Source organism: Marinobacterium litorale DSM 23545, from assembly GCF_000428985.1.
GTDB classification, from domain to species: domain Bacteria; phylum Pseudomonadota; class Gammaproteobacteria; order Pseudomonadales; family Balneatricaceae; genus Marinobacterium_D; species Marinobacterium_D litorale.
Map to the genome: position 1 here is coordinate 41,334 of NZ_AUAZ01000016.1, position 13,949 is coordinate 55,282.

Here is a 13,949-nt window from a genome sequence, read left to right on the forward strand (position 1 = left end):
CCGTCAGGACGCCATCAGGGCGGTCAACGCCAACCACAGCAGGCGTACCGCCAGCAGCGTGACCAGCGTCTTGAAAATCAGGCTGAAGCGATCGGCCGGTATCTTTTTGAGCAGATGAAGGCCGATCCAGGTCCCCAGCGCACCGCTGGCGATCATCACCAGTGACAGCCCCAGCCAGTCAATAAAGCTGAAGCCGATAAAGGTAAAAACGGCAGCCTTGAGCATATGCTGGATCGACAGACAGGTGGCGAAAGTCCCCACGGTGCGAAACCGGTCAAAACTGTTGCGATGGATGTACGCGCCCACCAGCGGCCCGGTGGCACCGACAAACACTGTTAGCACCGTCGTGATCGATCCCATCAGTATCAGCGATAACCGCGACAACTCGCGGCGTGAGGGTTTGGGGCCCCACACCAGCCAGAGAATAAAGAGACCAATGGAAAGCTGTATCGTCGCCAGCGGCAGCTGCACCACGATCATGGAGGCCAACAGCGCGCCGGGAACGGCGCCGGCGGCGAATAAACCGGCCATTCGCCAATCGATATGACGGCGCATCATCACGGCGCGGTTGGCATTGGAGCCCAGCTGAACCAGGCCATGAACCGGAATCAGGGCATTCAGTGGCACAACCTGCCCCATCACCGCGATTAGCAGAAGACCGCCACCGATTCCCATGGCAGCGGTCATCATGGAGGTGAACCCCGCGGTCAAGACCAGCAGGATAGCTTGCGCCACCGAAAGATCCGGTGGCAGCAATGAGATCATGCCGCCTGCAACGCCTGCATCACCTGGGTGGACCAGGCCACACTATGGCGATAAGCCATCTCATAGAAGTGGCGTTCAAGCAGGCGTTGGAGATGTTCAAACTCGCCACGCTCGTAGTGCTCCACTTCCTGCAGGATCTGCCCCATGGAGCCCGTACGGCTCACCAGTGCATCCTTCATATCCTGACGCAGCGGGACCTGATCCATCAGTTCTTTCATCTCGATATCCATCATCACATCAAGTTGAGAGAGCAGACCTACGATAAAGTGGTTGATCGGTTCTTCCCGCTCGGTCATCTCGGCCACGAGTTCACACATCCGGCCACGCTGAAGCATGTTGCGGGTCAGATCATCCGGCTTGTTACCATCGCTGTTGGCCATGAACAGCATCACCCAGCGGCGGATCTGATCCATTCCCAGCAACGCGATAGCGTGGGACAGGGAGGTAATCTCCCGGCGTAGATTAAACGCGGCGGAGTTAACCACACGCAGGATCCGATAGGTCAGCTGCGGATCATTAAGCGCAATCTCTTCCACCGACTGTGCCGTGGCGTTGGGGCGTTGCAGTTCCGCCAGCAGCTGGATCAAAACCACCTTGTTGCCGGTGATTTTCTTACCTTTAACCGGTTCAGGCTTGCTGAGGAAGTAGCCCATATAGAGCTCGAAGCCCATCTCCAGACAGAGACGGAACTCCTCTTTGGTTTCTACCTTATCGGCCAGCAGTTCAAGCTGATAGGGACGCAGCTTTTGCAAAATGGCGGGCAGGTTATCCAGGCCCAACTTCTGAATATCAATCTTCAGCACGTGGACCGTATTCATAAGCGGTGCAAAACGCTCATCGGTGGGATCATAATCCGCCAATGCGAGACGGTACCCCTGCGACGCCAGATCCTTGACCCGATCGACCAGGGCCGGGCTGAACTTGGAATGACCCAGTATCTCGATCACGAAGCTCTGACGCGGCAGGTCCGGCATATCATGATCAAGCAGGAAGCTATCGGTCACTTTCAGAAAACAGGGCAGATTGTGCACCTCACCACCCTGGCTGACGCTGGAGTATGTGCCCTGCAAAACGCCCAGTGTCGCATCCTTATCGGCGAGCCCCTCAACGAAACTGCCTTTTGGGTCCCGGAACAAAAGCTCAAACGCCGCCACATCCTGACTCTTGGTATAGATTGGCTGGCGAGCCATCAGAACCTGAATGTCCTCGGCGCCCCCGTCGATATCCTTGCCTGTTGTAGCCACCTGTAAAACCTCTGATTGTTAATGCCCGCCGGGAGGACACAACCTCCCACTCACTGCCCGACTGTGGACACGACGCCCTAGTATACTCAACAGCGGCCTATTGTCTGCAACGGCAAACGCCTGTTCAACTCTGTGTATCACGCTGATGCTTCTGCAGCCACAGCTCAAACTCCGCCAGGCGCATCGGCTGACCGTAGAGAAAGCCCTGTAGCAGGTCACAACCGCTGTCAATCAGCGCCTGGGCCTGGGCTTCGGTTTCTACACCCTCGGCGGTGACCTTGAGACCACGCGCGTGGCAGAGAGAGATTATCGGCTCCAAAAGGGCGAAGTTTCCGGGAAGCATCAGCCGTTCGACGAAACTGCGATCCAGTTTGATCTTGTCCACCGGGTATTCCAGCATCTGCATCATCGAGGTGTAGCCGGTACCAAAGTCGTCGATGGCGATCTGCAGACCCAGATCGCGCAGGCGATGCAGCAACTGGTCGCGCTGACGGCTGGCGTCGACCCCGACGGTTTCGGTCATCTCCACTTCGATCATGTCGGCCGGTACCGACAACAACTGGATCTGTTCACCGATATACCGATCCACATCGCCGCCGGTAAGCTCTGCCGACGACAGGTTGATCGATAGCTGCACCTGACGGCCGATCATGTTGCTCAGTGCGGCGAAGTCAGACAACGCCTGCGCGATCACCCACCGGTCCAGCTTACTGTAAAGACCGGTGCGCTCAGCAATGGGGATAAACTGATCAGGTCGCACTGCGCCCAACACCGGCGAGTACCAGCGCAGCAGCGCTTCACACCCGGCAATCCGACCTCTTCCGTCCAGAATCGGCATATAGGTGAGGAAAAACTCTTCATCAAAATCGATCGCCTTGAGCTGATGTTCGATCTCCAGCGACCAACGCGCCTGACGGGCCAGCTCCTGAGAATAAAACGCGACCTGGTTCTTACCGCCGTTCTTGGCCTGGTACATGGCGGTATCCGCGTTGGAGATCAGCTGAGTGATGGTATGGCCATCCTGTGGATAACGCGCAATGCCCACACTGCAGGTCACCGGATAGCTGCCCATTTCAAACCGATAGCCCCCTTCAACCAGTCCCAACAGCGCCTGGGCCACACGCTCGCAGTGGTTCTCATCCTGATACCGATAGAGCAGTACCGCGAACTCATCACCGGCAAGACGCGCCAGAATCGCCTGGCCGGCTCTGGGTGAGCGCTCGGTCTCCTGCTTCACCAGCACACCGGCTCGCTGAGAGAATGATTTAAGCAGGGCATCACCCACACTGTGGCCGTACTTGTCATTGACGAACTTAAAGTGATCCAGATCGATATAGAGCAGTGCTACATGGTAGCCGTGGTCGCTCGCAGCCTTGAGTTCACGAACCGCCATTTCATAAAAATGGTTGCGGTTGGGCAGCTCGGTGAGTGTATCGCGCTCAGCCAACTCCCGTGATCGCCGATAGGCATCGGATAACTGGCCGTAGAGCTGTTGGAAGCGCTGCGCCAGCCGCCCGATCTCGTCTCGGCTCTGGATATCGATACGGTTGCGCTGTCCGTGCATCACATCGTTCAGCTGATGCTCCAGCTCCGCCACCGGCTCCGTAATAAAGCGCCGCATCAGTGAAGTCAGCAGTAGCGCACATAACCCGCTCAGCACCAGAGCACCGATCGTCAGCCCCTGAGCCAGGGTCGTCAACTGCTTGGCAACAAACCGCTCATCCGGCTCCACGCGCAGGTAGAGGGAAGGCAATAACCGAACCTCGTGCTCCAGTAGCCGAGGCCTGGGCCCACTCTCTTCACTCCAGGTCACGCGTGCATCGTAGGCCTCCACCAGCTCGGCCAGCTGCTGATCAAACGCATTCAGCTCCACGGCAATCTGCACCAAAACGCTGTTCTCACGCTGAGTGGCCAAGGGGGCGGCAAAGGTTCGTCGGTCGATCAACTTGTGATGAATCAGGAGTGAGTCACCGGTTTCCGTACGCTCAAGGCTTACACCGCTGAGCCCGCCACTCAGCCAGGCCTGCCGCGCCTGATCAAGCTCTACGTTGCTGATCTCGCTGAACGGGTTATCGGTACTGGCAAAGTAAAATTCGGGCACCGCCGCGGGCCCGAATACCGTAAACGACAGATAGTCAGAGCGTTGCCGTGTCAAATTACCCAGAGCGGCTTCCAGCTTGCTGCCCAGGGCCTGCTGCCGGTAGCTGTTATCCTGCTCCAGCAGAAATTGGTGGAGTGCTTCAGATTCCGACAGGGCAAACAGATAACTGTCGGCAAAGGACGCGTACACCGAGAAGGTGGAGCGCAACTCGGTGAGTTTGTTGCTCAGCCGCGCCTGCTCCAGCCGTTCAACCGATGAACGTTCCGCATAGTAGACCGCCACGGCGACCAGCACATAACTGGCCAGCAGTACCGGAACGATAAGAAAGGCGGCGCGCTTACTGAGATTCATGCAACTTTCTTATGGCATGGGTCATACGCTGACGTAGCAACAGATTCTCATCGGAGATCGGCTCATACAGCTGGCGCTTTGCCATCACCGACTCCGGTGGGTAAACGGTTTGATCTGCGCGCACCTCGGAGCCAAGCAACGCCCGCGCGGCACGGTTGGGTGTACCCACCCAAAGCGCTTCGGCGTTCAGCGCGGCAATTTCAGGACGGTTCAGGAAATCGATAAACCGCTCTGCCCAACGGGCTTGAGGGGAATCCGTCACCACCGAGAGGCAATCGACCCACAGAATCGTGCCCTCATCAGGCACCACATAGTGCCACTGCTCACTACCACTGATCGCGTTAAGCACTTCCTGGTCACCGCTGTAGACGGTTGCCATATAGAGCTCATCAGCCTGGGCTGAGGTTTGCAGGTAGGTAATGGCGTAGTCGTAGGTGAGCACCGCCGGGACCTGCTGGCGCAGAGCTTCAAAGGTCTGCTCAAGCTCGCCACGGTCGTCGGTATTGATAGAGTGACCGTTCAACAACAGAGTGGGCGCGAGCATATCAGTGATATCGTCCATCATACCGATATGTCCATAAAGCGCCGCCGGGGGCTCCATTATATCGGCCCAGCTGGTGGGCTTCGCTACCTTGTCTGCCCGGTAAGCAATCCCTAACGTCCCCCACATGTAAGGTACCGCGTACTGACTGCACTGGGCCTGGAATTCGGGCTCCAGATGCTGCAGGTTGGGCGCCTGCTCACGCGTGGGTGCATGAATGAGGCCGCGCTCACCAAACAGACGGGACGCCACCTCATCGACAACGACCAGATCAATGTCATGGCGCCCCACATCCACCAGAATCTGGTCTCGGCGCTCGTCGTTGTCGAAGTAGACCTGATCAATACGAATACCGGTTTCGACCTCCCAGCGCTCGATCACCGCCGGGTCCAGGTACTCCTCCCAGTTGAGCAGCGTTAACGTCTCGGCACCAGCAGCGGCTGTTATTCCCAGTAATCCCGCCACTGCGGCTACCCAGCGTATCCTGTCCTTTTGCATCAGTGCCCTCTGATCCAGGAGCGATTCCAGCCAGAAAAATCCGAGTATACCAATCCTCGGGGACAGTGAAAGCGCCCTGTTAAATCCGGGTTCACGCACTGCTGTCATAAAGTGATCACGTTGTTCTGATTTAATCCGCAGCCGAATTCCTGTGAACTGAGGACAACTCCATGCTTGGCAATATCAGTATCTGGCAGCTGGTCATCGTACTGGCGATCGTTATTCTGCTTTTTGGTACCAAAAAGCTGCGTACCCTGGGCGGTGATCTTGGCGGCGCCCTCAGAAGCTTCAAGAAAGCGGTCAGTGACAGTGATGCAGCTCTGTCCGACAACGGCAAGCTGGAAAACGCTCAGGATGCCCGGTTCGATAGCACCGATACCCGGTCCCAGGCAGCCGATCCCGTAACTCACAAGTAAGCGACTGGCGCATGGTGGATATCGGATTTTCCGAACTGCTGATTATCGCAGTTGTGGCGCTTCTGGTCCTTGGCCCGGACCGTTTACCCATTGCCGCGAAGACCTGCGGTCTCTGGTTGGGCCGCATCCGTCGTACCGTCGGCTCCATCCAATCGGAGATCAGGGAGGAGCTGAAGGTTGAGGAGCTCAAGCAGGCCGCGGCTCGCAAACGGGAAACCCTGGAGCAGGAGCTGGGGCCGGTAAAGCGGAGTTTCGGTTCAAACCGGTCGGATGACGTTTCGGCTGACACAACGCGCAGCGGCGCGCCCGACAGTAAAGAGATGACATGAGCCCAAACACAGAATCCTCTCAGCCACTGATCGCCCATCTGGTGGAGCTACGTCAGCGTCTGCTCTACTGCGTATTGGCCGTCATCGTAATCTTCATGCCGCTGTTCTATTTCGCCAATGAGCTCTACACCTGGATCTCGGCTCCTCTGTCGCAGCTGCTGCCGGAGGGCACCAGCATGATCGCGACCGATGTTACCTCACCCTTTTTCGCCCCCTTTAAACTCACGCTGGTACTCTCCCTGTTTCTCGCGATGCCGTTGATTCTGCATCAAGCCTGGGGCTTCCTCGCCCCTGGGCTGTACAGCCATGAAAAGCGACTGGCGGTGCCGATTCTGCTCTCCAGCATCCTGCTGTTCTATTTCGGCATCAGCTTCGCCTATTTTGTGGTATTCCCGATCATCTTCGGTTTTTTCACCAGCGTCGGGCCGGAAAACGTGGCGGTCATGACCGATATCGACAGCTACCTGAACTTTGTCCTGAAGCTGTTTTTCGCCTTTGGCGTGGTGTTTGAGATCCCGGTGGCGACGTTGCTACTGGTAGGATCAGGCATAACCAACGTACAGGACCTGACCGGTAAGCGTCCCTATGTGATCGTGGGTTGCTTCGTGGTGGGCATGCTGCTGACACCGCCGGATCTGATTTCGCAGAGCCTGCTGGCGATACCGATGTGGTTGCTGTTCGAGCTGGGTATCCTGATGGCTCGCGCCATGATCCGCAGTCCGGAAGCCGAAACCGCTTAAACGATTACCAACGCCAGCCGCGCTGAATCTGCTCGCCACCGCCCCGGTTCAGACCGATGGTTCGCGCCGGTTCTGCCAGCGGGCTGCCAGCGCGGATATGGCCGTTAAGGCGACTGCGCCGGGCGGCCAGATCCGCAACAAAGTTCAGCTGCTGCCCCTCACCCCGCGTCTGTGCCCTCAGTAACAGGCCCGCCTGACAATCCAGGGTTAATGTCACCTGACCAAAGGGCGCAACCAGTGGCGTCTGCAACCGTAAGTTATTACTTACAAACGCCCCCTGCGCCTGAGCACAGCCGTTTGCACGGCCTTCCAGCTGCACGGCCCCCTGCCACTGCCCTGCCCAGCTAAACGGCGACTGTGAAGCTCCCCTGGACACCCATTGACCGGGCTGCGGGACCACATCAGCCCGCCAGCGCCAGGGCCAGCCACTCAGATGCAGTTGCCAACGTTGACCCGAGATCGCAAACCCACCCCGAGCAGTCAGCGGCCAGTCTGCTGCCAGATACCAGTTCACATCCTCGAGTTGCCAGCCGGGCCCCGCTACACGGTCAATCTGCCCTTGAATCAGGCTGCCTTGCAGCGTCTCCAACTCAAGATCCCGTGGTAACTCTAGCTGCTCCGCCCAGTAGGACAGGGGTACACCCGCCAACAGGGTGCCGGTAAACACGGTACCGCCCGCAACCAGACAACACCCGCTCCACAGTATCGACTTCAGTCTCAACGCCTAACCTCCCGGCTTTGCAGTGGCAAAATCACCAGCTCAAAGTTAAACCGGCCCTGGTGTGAATCGATATTCCAGGCATGGGGATACCAGCCCTGCGTTGCCAGCACCGCCATCAAGTCTCTCAGTCCATCGAGTTGAGGGCTGACACCCTGCAATGCCCATCCCCCGTCTCCAGGCTCCAGACGCGCCAAGCGCACCCCCTCAGCCTGCGCTAGCTGGCCCAGTTTCTGGGCATCGAGCTCGGTACTTTCCACCAGCTGTCCACTGAGCTGATAGAGCGAACACCACTGCTCCAGAGCATGCTGCTGTTTCAACCACTGCTGAGCACCCAGCCAGGCGCACAGCAGGGCGCTGATGATCAAAGCAACCGTCAGACGCTGCCGCTCTGCCCGGGGCCGACTTTGCCAATACTGCTGAATAACACTCATTTCTGTCCGCTCTCCGGGCGATCCGCTGTCTCTCCGCGATACAGGGTGTAAACGGCAGGGCCATCGTCAACCGACTGTTGCCAACGTAAACCGCCGACCTGCTCATCCCACGCCTGCTGTAACTGGCTCAGCTCCGGTGCTGTCTCTGGACCACGCCAGCTCAAGCGCAGACGCTCGCCCGCCTCGGTGCGCGCAAGATGTTCGAGCTGCCAGCCCGGATTCTGCCGCAGCCATTGCTCAACGCGACGATAGCGATCCTCGCTGTCCGCCAGCTCAAGCAGCGGCTCCTGCCGGGCATGGAGCTGCTGCATCAACTGGCGTCTTACGCGCTCCAGCGGCAACGCAGCACTGTGCCCCAGTCGCTGCGCCAGCGACTCCCGGTAATAGGCCTGCGCCTGTTGGGCTTGAACCCAGGTAAGCAGGCCGTAACCCACCATAGCCAGCAGAGCCCAGGCCAGCGGTTTACGTAACACGGTCAGCTCATCTGCCAGGCGGTGCCAGATGGTATCCAGAACCCGGGCAGCATCAGCCGATTGGCGCGGCAAAAGGGACGTCCCGGCACTACGATACTGCGCTGCGAGCAGCTCCAGCGCCTCAGCTTCACTGGCACTCTCGAACTCGACCTCAGCCTGCCAGCCGGAAGGCAAGGGGGGCGGCTCCCGGTCGGGCCACGCCAGCACGCCGCCCGGGTTGTCCGGCAATACCGGTCGCACCAGTGTCAGCATCTCCCCCTGTCGCCAGAGGACGGTTTGCTGCTCCGCATCGGGCACGTATTGAAAATCCGCCAGGATCCGCCGGAGATCGATTCCATTGCTTAACGCCCATTGCTGCCATTCATCGATCAGTGGCCGGGCACACACCACCAGTTGCAGACGTCCCCACCGCTCACCAACACATACGATCTGCTGCTGCGAGACATCGCCTAGCAGCAAATCTTCCAATAGGAGTGAGTACTCACTTCTTTTGATTCCAGGCGGCGCTTCAACATCGAACAGGCTGTAATCGCTACTATTCAAAAACAGCGTTGCCGGGCTATCGCGCAACGCCATGGGCGGCAGGCCATAACCGCATCGCGTGTCCTGCCCTGGCTGCCGGAACAGCCAGCAGACTCCTGCACTGTGCCCATCACCACCGCTGCCTAAGGGTTCTGGCGAGCCGGGCTTTAGCGGGCGCAGCAACAACTCGCCACCACGTCCGGCCTTCGTCAGACGCTTTCTCACTAACGCCGACAGCCGCTGTCCGGGGACCGGGCGGCGATTCCCCGCCGTTCGTTGTTCAACTCTGGTCACTGCGCTACACCTCTTGCGCGGGCAACGTGAAAGTACACCGGTAAGGCGCAACTTGCGGCGCCTGCTCATCCAACATCAACAGCACCCTGACCGCCTCAGTGGCAACCCGCCCATCCGATGGGAAAGACTGCCAACGCTCTTCAACTCGAAACTCAACCTGCACCTGATCGACGCCGGTCAACTCGATAAGCGGCTGCCAGCGTGTCGCCCGTGGACTGTCCAGATCTGCACTGACCTCCAGCGCCAACCCGCCCTCCTGCTGCCAACTCAGTGCCTGGCGCTGCAGCGCACTGTATTGTCGGACCGGTACTGAAGCGAGCTGATCATCCGTTTCCGCAAACAGACCGCCCAGGGCCGGACCATTCAGTGCCACCCACTCCAGACGCTGTTGATCCGGCAGCCACTCCAGACGTTCGTTGTAGAGCGCTAACCCCTGTGTGTGCAGCGGTCGCTCGACGAGCGCTGCAAACCGGTTATCCAGCGCACTGCAAAGCTCCAGCACCTGCGCATCGCGGCTGTCAGTGAGCTTCGTACCCGTTTTAAGCCCCACCCATAGGTCGATCTGGGCGGCCAGCATGACACCCAACAGCGCGGTCAAGGCCAGCGCCAGTAGCAGCTCGATCAACGTCAAGCCGCGCTGTCGAGCGTTCCGATGCGGGTATAAAGCCATCAGGGAGCCGCAAGGAATAGACTGTAGTGATCGACCGGCCTCTCCCGGGCAGGGTCGCTGTATAGCGTCAACTCCGCCCGGCGCACCGAACTCAGACCGGTGGCGCTGATCTGCGCCTGCCAGTAACAGGTCCGTTCTCCCTGCTTGATCTCGCCCGTCTGCCGCCCCGGCGCGGGCCAGTATGCTTCCACCCTAAACACCGCAGACAGCTCCCGGATGCAGAGCGCCGCATGGGTGCGGACAGCACCCATCACATGCACATCAACCCGCTGTGCCACCACCTGGCTAACCGCCAGTGACATCACCGCGGCAATAAACAGCGCCACCAGCACTTCGATCAACGTAAAGCCCCGATCCCGATGCATCTAACGGACACTCATCGCCAGCCGGCCGTCTCGATCTATCTGCGCCTGTCCTTCAGGCCAGCGCCACTGCAACACAGGCCCCAAGCGCTCTCCACCGGGCATCCAGATTCGATACAACGGCATGTCCGCAGATGCGTCGCTCAGAGCCACTGCTGACAACTGCATATGTTCCGGCCAGTCCGGGCTGTCTCCGGGCCCTTCCCGGCCCAATGCTTCCCACTGCAGGCCCTGCGACAGGGCGCGCAGACGCACAAAACGGTAACCTCGCTCATCCCACACCCAACCGATCACCCAGCCCTGCAAACGCGCCCGTGCCCGGGCATCCTCAAAGCGTGCGGCCAACTGCTCCAATCTCGCTTCGTACAGGCGCCCGGGATTGCCGCCCAGCATTGCCAGGCCAAGACCACTGATCAATCCGATCAGCGCCAGCACAAGCATCAGCTCCAGCAAGCTGAAACCCGACTGAGCGCGCCGAAACCTCATCCGTAAGGCTCCTTAGAGTGACCAGTTACCGATATCGGCATCGGCACCCTCGCCCCCGGGAAGGCCATCAGCCCCCAGCGAGTACACATCAATCCGGCCATGCTCGCCGGGTGCCCGATACTGATAAGCGCCACCCCAGGGATCTTCGGGCAGGCGACGGATATAACCGTCATCTCGGTAGCTGCGCGGTGCCGGCTCGATACTGGGCCTCTGAACCAACGCAGCCAGGCCCTGTTCGCTGGTGGGATAGCGCAGGTTATCCAGACGATACATATCCAGCGCCTGCTCCAGCGTGGACAGATCGGCCTTGACCTTTTGCACCATCGCTTTGTCCTGATTGCCCAGCACATTGGGCGCGACGATGGCGACCAGCAGGCCGATGATAAAGATCACCACCATGATCTCCATCAGGGTGAAACCTCTCATTCTTGACGGTCTGGCGTAAGTAAATGCTGACATCAAAACCTCCGTTCAGATCTCGGGACTAAAAGTTAAGGGCCTGATTGAGCTGCATGATCGGCAGCAGGATAGCCAGAACAATAAAGAGCACCAGCCCCCCCATGAACAGAATCATCAGTGGCTCGAATAGAGCGAGCGTGGTATCTACACGCTGGGTAAATGTTCGCTCCTGATGGGACGCGACGCGCTCCAGCATCTCATCGAGCCGTCCGCTCGCCTCGCCACTGGCAATCATGTTGACCAGCAGCGGCGGAAAGTAACCCCGCTCCCCCAAAGCCCGGTGCAGCGGGGTCCCGTTACGCACCTCTTCAGCAGACACCTGCAAGGCTTCCTGCAGAATACGATTGCCCAGGGTGTCGACGCTGACCCGCAGAGCAGTCAGTAGCGGCACGCCGCTCCCCATCAGAATGGCCAGCGCCCGGGACAGTCGCGCACTGTCGAGCAGTACCAGCAGAGCACCGACCTTGGGCAGACTCAGCAGCCGCTGGTACATGGATGAAGGTACTCTGTACGTTGCGCGCTTCGATGAGAACGGCACCGGTGTATGGCTGCCGCTGACTCCGGAAGCCGTTGCTCAGGATGGCCGCACTCTGGGTTCTATCTTCGGTGATCTGTCCGATATCATCCTCAACACCCGCGGTGCTGCTGATGCCATGGGCGCAACGCCGATGGACCGTCCGGAATGGTGTGCTGTCAGCCCGCTCAACGGCGACGTTTACTTCACCCTGACCAACAACACCCGCCGCACCGAAGCGAACGCTGCCAACCCGCGTATCGATAACGACTACGGTCATATCATCCGCTGGAGCGAAGCGGACGATATGTCCGGCTTCGAGTGGGATATCTTCGTATTCGGTTCCAACGATTCCGCTTCTGCCGAAATCAACCGCTCGGGTCTGACCGACCTGAACGAATTCGCAAGCCCGGACGGCCTTGGCTTCGATAGCCGCGGTATCCTGTGGATCCAGACGGATAACGGTTCCGACGTGGCCGACGATACCAACGACCAGGTACTGGGTGTTGTACCGTCCAACGTGGTTGATGCCGAAGGGAACCAGACCACGATCACCGCCGAAAACCAGGAGATGCTCAAGCGCTTCTTCGTGGGTCCGAACGGCTGTGAAGTGACCGGTCTGGCATTCAACCCGGACAACACTGCGATGTTCGTCAACATCCAGCACCCGGGTAACTGGCCGTACTCTGCGGATGCTACTGAAGTGACTCCGGCCGGTACCAGTGTCCGTCCGCGCGCCTCCACAGTGGTTATCCAGAAGGCTGACGGCGGCCCGATCGGCGTCTGATCTAACGATCACTCTGCTCTATGAAAAAGGGGTGCAGCAACGCACCCCTTTTCTTTTATCAGCCAAACAACCCAACGGGCTGAGACTACACCTTCAGAACCCTCGCTGTAGCGTCAGCCAGTTGATTCGCTGAGCCGGCACTCTGGCGGCCCATTTGGAGACACCCTGAAGCTGAAAATCCTGCTTGAAGGCATAGGTCTCATCATCTAACTCAATCTCGGTCTCCAGCCGGAAACGCTCCGAATTCAACACCAACCCATCCAGGATCCGCTCGGTTTGCTCCTCGCCCACACCGCTCAACGCCGCTTTAACCTCATCTGCACTTGCATAACCGATGGCCGGACGCCCCAACAACAACCGCTGCAGAATCGAGCCCGGCACCTCACCCGCATAAAGCGCTTCCAGCAGAGGTAGTTGATCCAGCGTCAGCGCATTCAGGTTCAGCCGCCAGGGGCCGGTATCCGGCCAGGCACAGAGTTCGGGGTAGCGCCAGACGCGCAAACTGTCACCCGGTGGCAGCAGATTCAGCTCGCTGAGATCAACCATTGCGGCATTGGATGGTAACCAGGGCTGATTAGCCTGAGTGTACTGGATCGCCTCGGCACCCTGAGGCTGCGCCTGTCCATCGGCATCGATCCAATCCGTCAGGCGATCCACAAGCTGAGCGGGCGACAAACCGGCCGAACGTTGCGAACGCAGTAAGTACCTGAGCTGCCGCTGCCCCTCGGCCGACGATTCCCCTCGCAGAAGGTTTACGTTGAAACAGGCGCGCAGATCTCGCAGCCGGATGCGTATCTGAGCGGACGGCAGCCCCTCTTCCGCCAACTCGGATACCGGCAAATCCATCCATTGCCCCTGCAATGTTTGCCAGAACAGCGGGCTTTCCCGCCAACGTCGCTGCGTCATCCCGGCTTGCACCAACAGCTGGGCAGCTCGCTGCAACTCACGGGCCTGGCGGGCATTATGCAGCTCCCGTAACGCGGCCAACTCGGCGCGGCTCTGCTGCACCACCACCGGCAGGCCAATCGCCACCAGCGCCAGAGCGAATAACACCATCAATAGCGCAACACCGCGCTGACGATCAAACGTTGATTGAGCGGAGCAACAACCCGCAAGGGTTAAGGGACGGGGTTTATGAACGTGGCTGTTTACCGGTAAGTGCAACATGATCGGCCGCTCGTTTAAGTCGACCAATCAGTAAACACGCTTTAGATGACAGGCCCATGAAGACTGTACAAGGTCTTA

At 59.1% G+C, this 13,949-nt stretch carries 17 protein-coding genes; 4 read left to right on the forward strand and 13 right to left on the reverse strand.

Annotated elements, in window-relative coordinates; all coding sequences use genetic code 11:
• Positions 1–3: 3 nt before the first annotated feature.
• The 4 genes from G403_RS0112575 to G403_RS0112590 all read right to left on the reverse strand — a co-directional run bounded on the left by G403_RS0112575 (position 4) and on the right by G403_RS0112590 (position 5,500).
• Complete coding sequence (locus G403_RS0112575) at positions 4–765, reverse strand: sulfite exporter TauE/SafE family protein (RefSeq protein ID WP_027854305.1); 762 nt, start codon at positions 763–765, stop codon at positions 4–6.
• Complete coding sequence (locus G403_RS0112580) at positions 762–2,009, reverse strand: EAL and HDOD domain-containing protein (RefSeq protein ID WP_245578316.1); 1,248 nt, start codon at positions 2,007–2,009, stop codon at positions 762–764. The genes G403_RS0112575 and G403_RS0112580 overlap by 4 nt, the downstream gene beginning before the upstream one ends.
• A 124-nt stretch (positions 2,010–2,133) precedes the next feature.
• Entirely contained in the window at positions 2,134–4,461 is a 2,328-nt protein-coding gene (locus G403_RS0112585; protein WP_027854307.1) for a putative bifunctional diguanylate cyclase/phosphodiesterase, read from the reverse strand.
• Positions 4,448–5,500 carry a polyamine ABC transporter substrate-binding protein gene (locus G403_RS0112590; protein ID WP_169719902.1) on the reverse strand — a complete coding sequence of 351 codons (1,053 nt, stop codon included), beginning with the start codon at positions 5,498–5,500 and terminating at the stop codon, positions 4,448–4,450. Before G403_RS0112590 ends, G403_RS0112585 begins: the two co-directional genes overlap by 14 nt.
• A 170-nt stretch (positions 5,501–5,670) precedes the next feature.
• On the opposite strand from G403_RS0112590, the gene tatA reads away from it, so the two are divergent.
• From tatA to tatC, 3 genes are read left to right on the forward strand one after another with little or no spacing between them, the layout of a single operon-like run.
• Positions 5,671–5,916, forward strand: coding sequence for a twin-arginine translocase TatA/TatE family subunit (tatA, locus tag G403_RS0112595; protein WP_027854309.1), 246 nt, complete (start codon positions 5,671–5,673; stop codon positions 5,914–5,916).
• Between the two features lie 11 nt (positions 5,917–5,927).
• Positions 5,928–6,245, forward strand: coding sequence for a Sec-independent protein translocase protein TatB (gene tatB, locus G403_RS23230; protein ID WP_051298969.1), 318 nt, complete (start codon positions 5,928–5,930; stop codon positions 6,243–6,245).
• Positions 6,242–6,985: a twin-arginine translocase subunit TatC gene (tatC, locus tag G403_RS0112605; protein WP_027854310.1), complete on the forward strand. Its 744-nt coding sequence runs from the start codon at positions 6,242–6,244 to the stop codon at positions 6,983–6,985. The genes tatB and tatC overlap by 4 nt, the downstream gene beginning before the upstream one ends.
• Positions 6,986–6,989: 4 nt before the next feature.
• On the opposite strand, the gene G403_RS24545 is transcribed toward tatC, so the two are convergent.
• From G403_RS24545 to G403_RS0112645, 8 genes are read right to left on the reverse strand one after another with little or no spacing between them, the layout of a single operon-like run.
• Complete coding sequence (locus tag G403_RS24545; RefSeq protein WP_027854311.1) at positions 6,990–7,706, reverse strand: type II secretion system protein N; 717 nt, start codon at positions 7,704–7,706, stop codon at positions 6,990–6,992.
• A complete protein-coding gene (locus G403_RS0112615) occupies positions 7,703–8,137 on the reverse strand; it encodes a hypothetical protein (RefSeq protein ID WP_027854312.1) in 435 nt (144 codons plus the stop codon). The genes G403_RS24545 and G403_RS0112615 overlap by 4 nt, the downstream gene beginning before the upstream one ends.
• Complete coding sequence (locus tag G403_RS0112620; protein ID WP_156899697.1) at positions 8,134–9,426, reverse strand: hypothetical protein; 1,293 nt, start codon at positions 9,424–9,426, stop codon at positions 8,134–8,136. Before G403_RS0112620 ends, G403_RS0112615 begins: the two co-directional genes overlap by 4 nt.
• 4 nt (positions 9,427–9,430) lie before the next feature.
• Positions 9,431–10,096 carry a prepilin-type N-terminal cleavage/methylation domain-containing protein gene (locus G403_RS0112625; RefSeq protein ID WP_036233690.1) on the reverse strand — a complete coding sequence of 222 codons (666 nt, stop codon included), beginning with the start codon at positions 10,094–10,096 and terminating at the stop codon, positions 9,431–9,433.
• Positions 10,096–10,461, reverse strand: a complete 366-nt coding sequence (locus tag G403_RS0112630) for a type II secretion system protein (protein WP_027854315.1) — start codon at positions 10,459–10,461, stop codon at positions 10,096–10,098. The genes G403_RS0112625 and G403_RS0112630 overlap by 1 nt, the downstream gene beginning before the upstream one ends.
• Positions 10,462–10,944 carry a prepilin-type N-terminal cleavage/methylation domain-containing protein gene (locus tag G403_RS23240; protein ID WP_051298971.1) on the reverse strand — a complete coding sequence of 161 codons (483 nt, stop codon included), beginning with the start codon at positions 10,942–10,944 and terminating at the stop codon, positions 10,462–10,464.
• A gap of 12 nt (positions 10,945–10,956) precedes the next feature.
• Entirely contained in the window at positions 10,957–11,403 is a 447-nt protein-coding gene (gene gspG / locus G403_RS0112640; protein ID WP_036233693.1) for a type II secretion system major pseudopilin GspG, read from the reverse strand.
• Between the two features lie 25 nt (positions 11,404–11,428).
• Entirely contained in the window at positions 11,429–11,896 is a 468-nt protein-coding gene (locus G403_RS0112645) for a type II secretion system F family protein (protein ID WP_027854317.1), read from the reverse strand.
• Here G403_RS0112645 and G403_RS23245 point away from each other — a divergent pair.
• On the forward strand, positions 11,895–12,704 hold the full coding sequence (locus G403_RS23245) for an alkaline phosphatase PhoX (RefSeq protein ID WP_051298973.1): 810 nt from the start codon (positions 11,895–11,897) through the stop codon (positions 12,702–12,704). The genes G403_RS0112645 and G403_RS23245 overlap by 2 nt on opposite strands.
• Before the next feature lie 93 nt (positions 12,705–12,797).
• Here G403_RS23245 and gspK read toward each other — a convergent pair whose 3' ends face one another.
• Entirely contained in the window at positions 12,798–13,871 is a 1,074-nt protein-coding gene (gspK, locus tag G403_RS0112655; RefSeq protein WP_084404026.1) for a type II secretion system minor pseudopilin GspK, read from the reverse strand.
• Between the last annotated feature and the right edge of the window lie 78 nt (positions 13,872–13,949).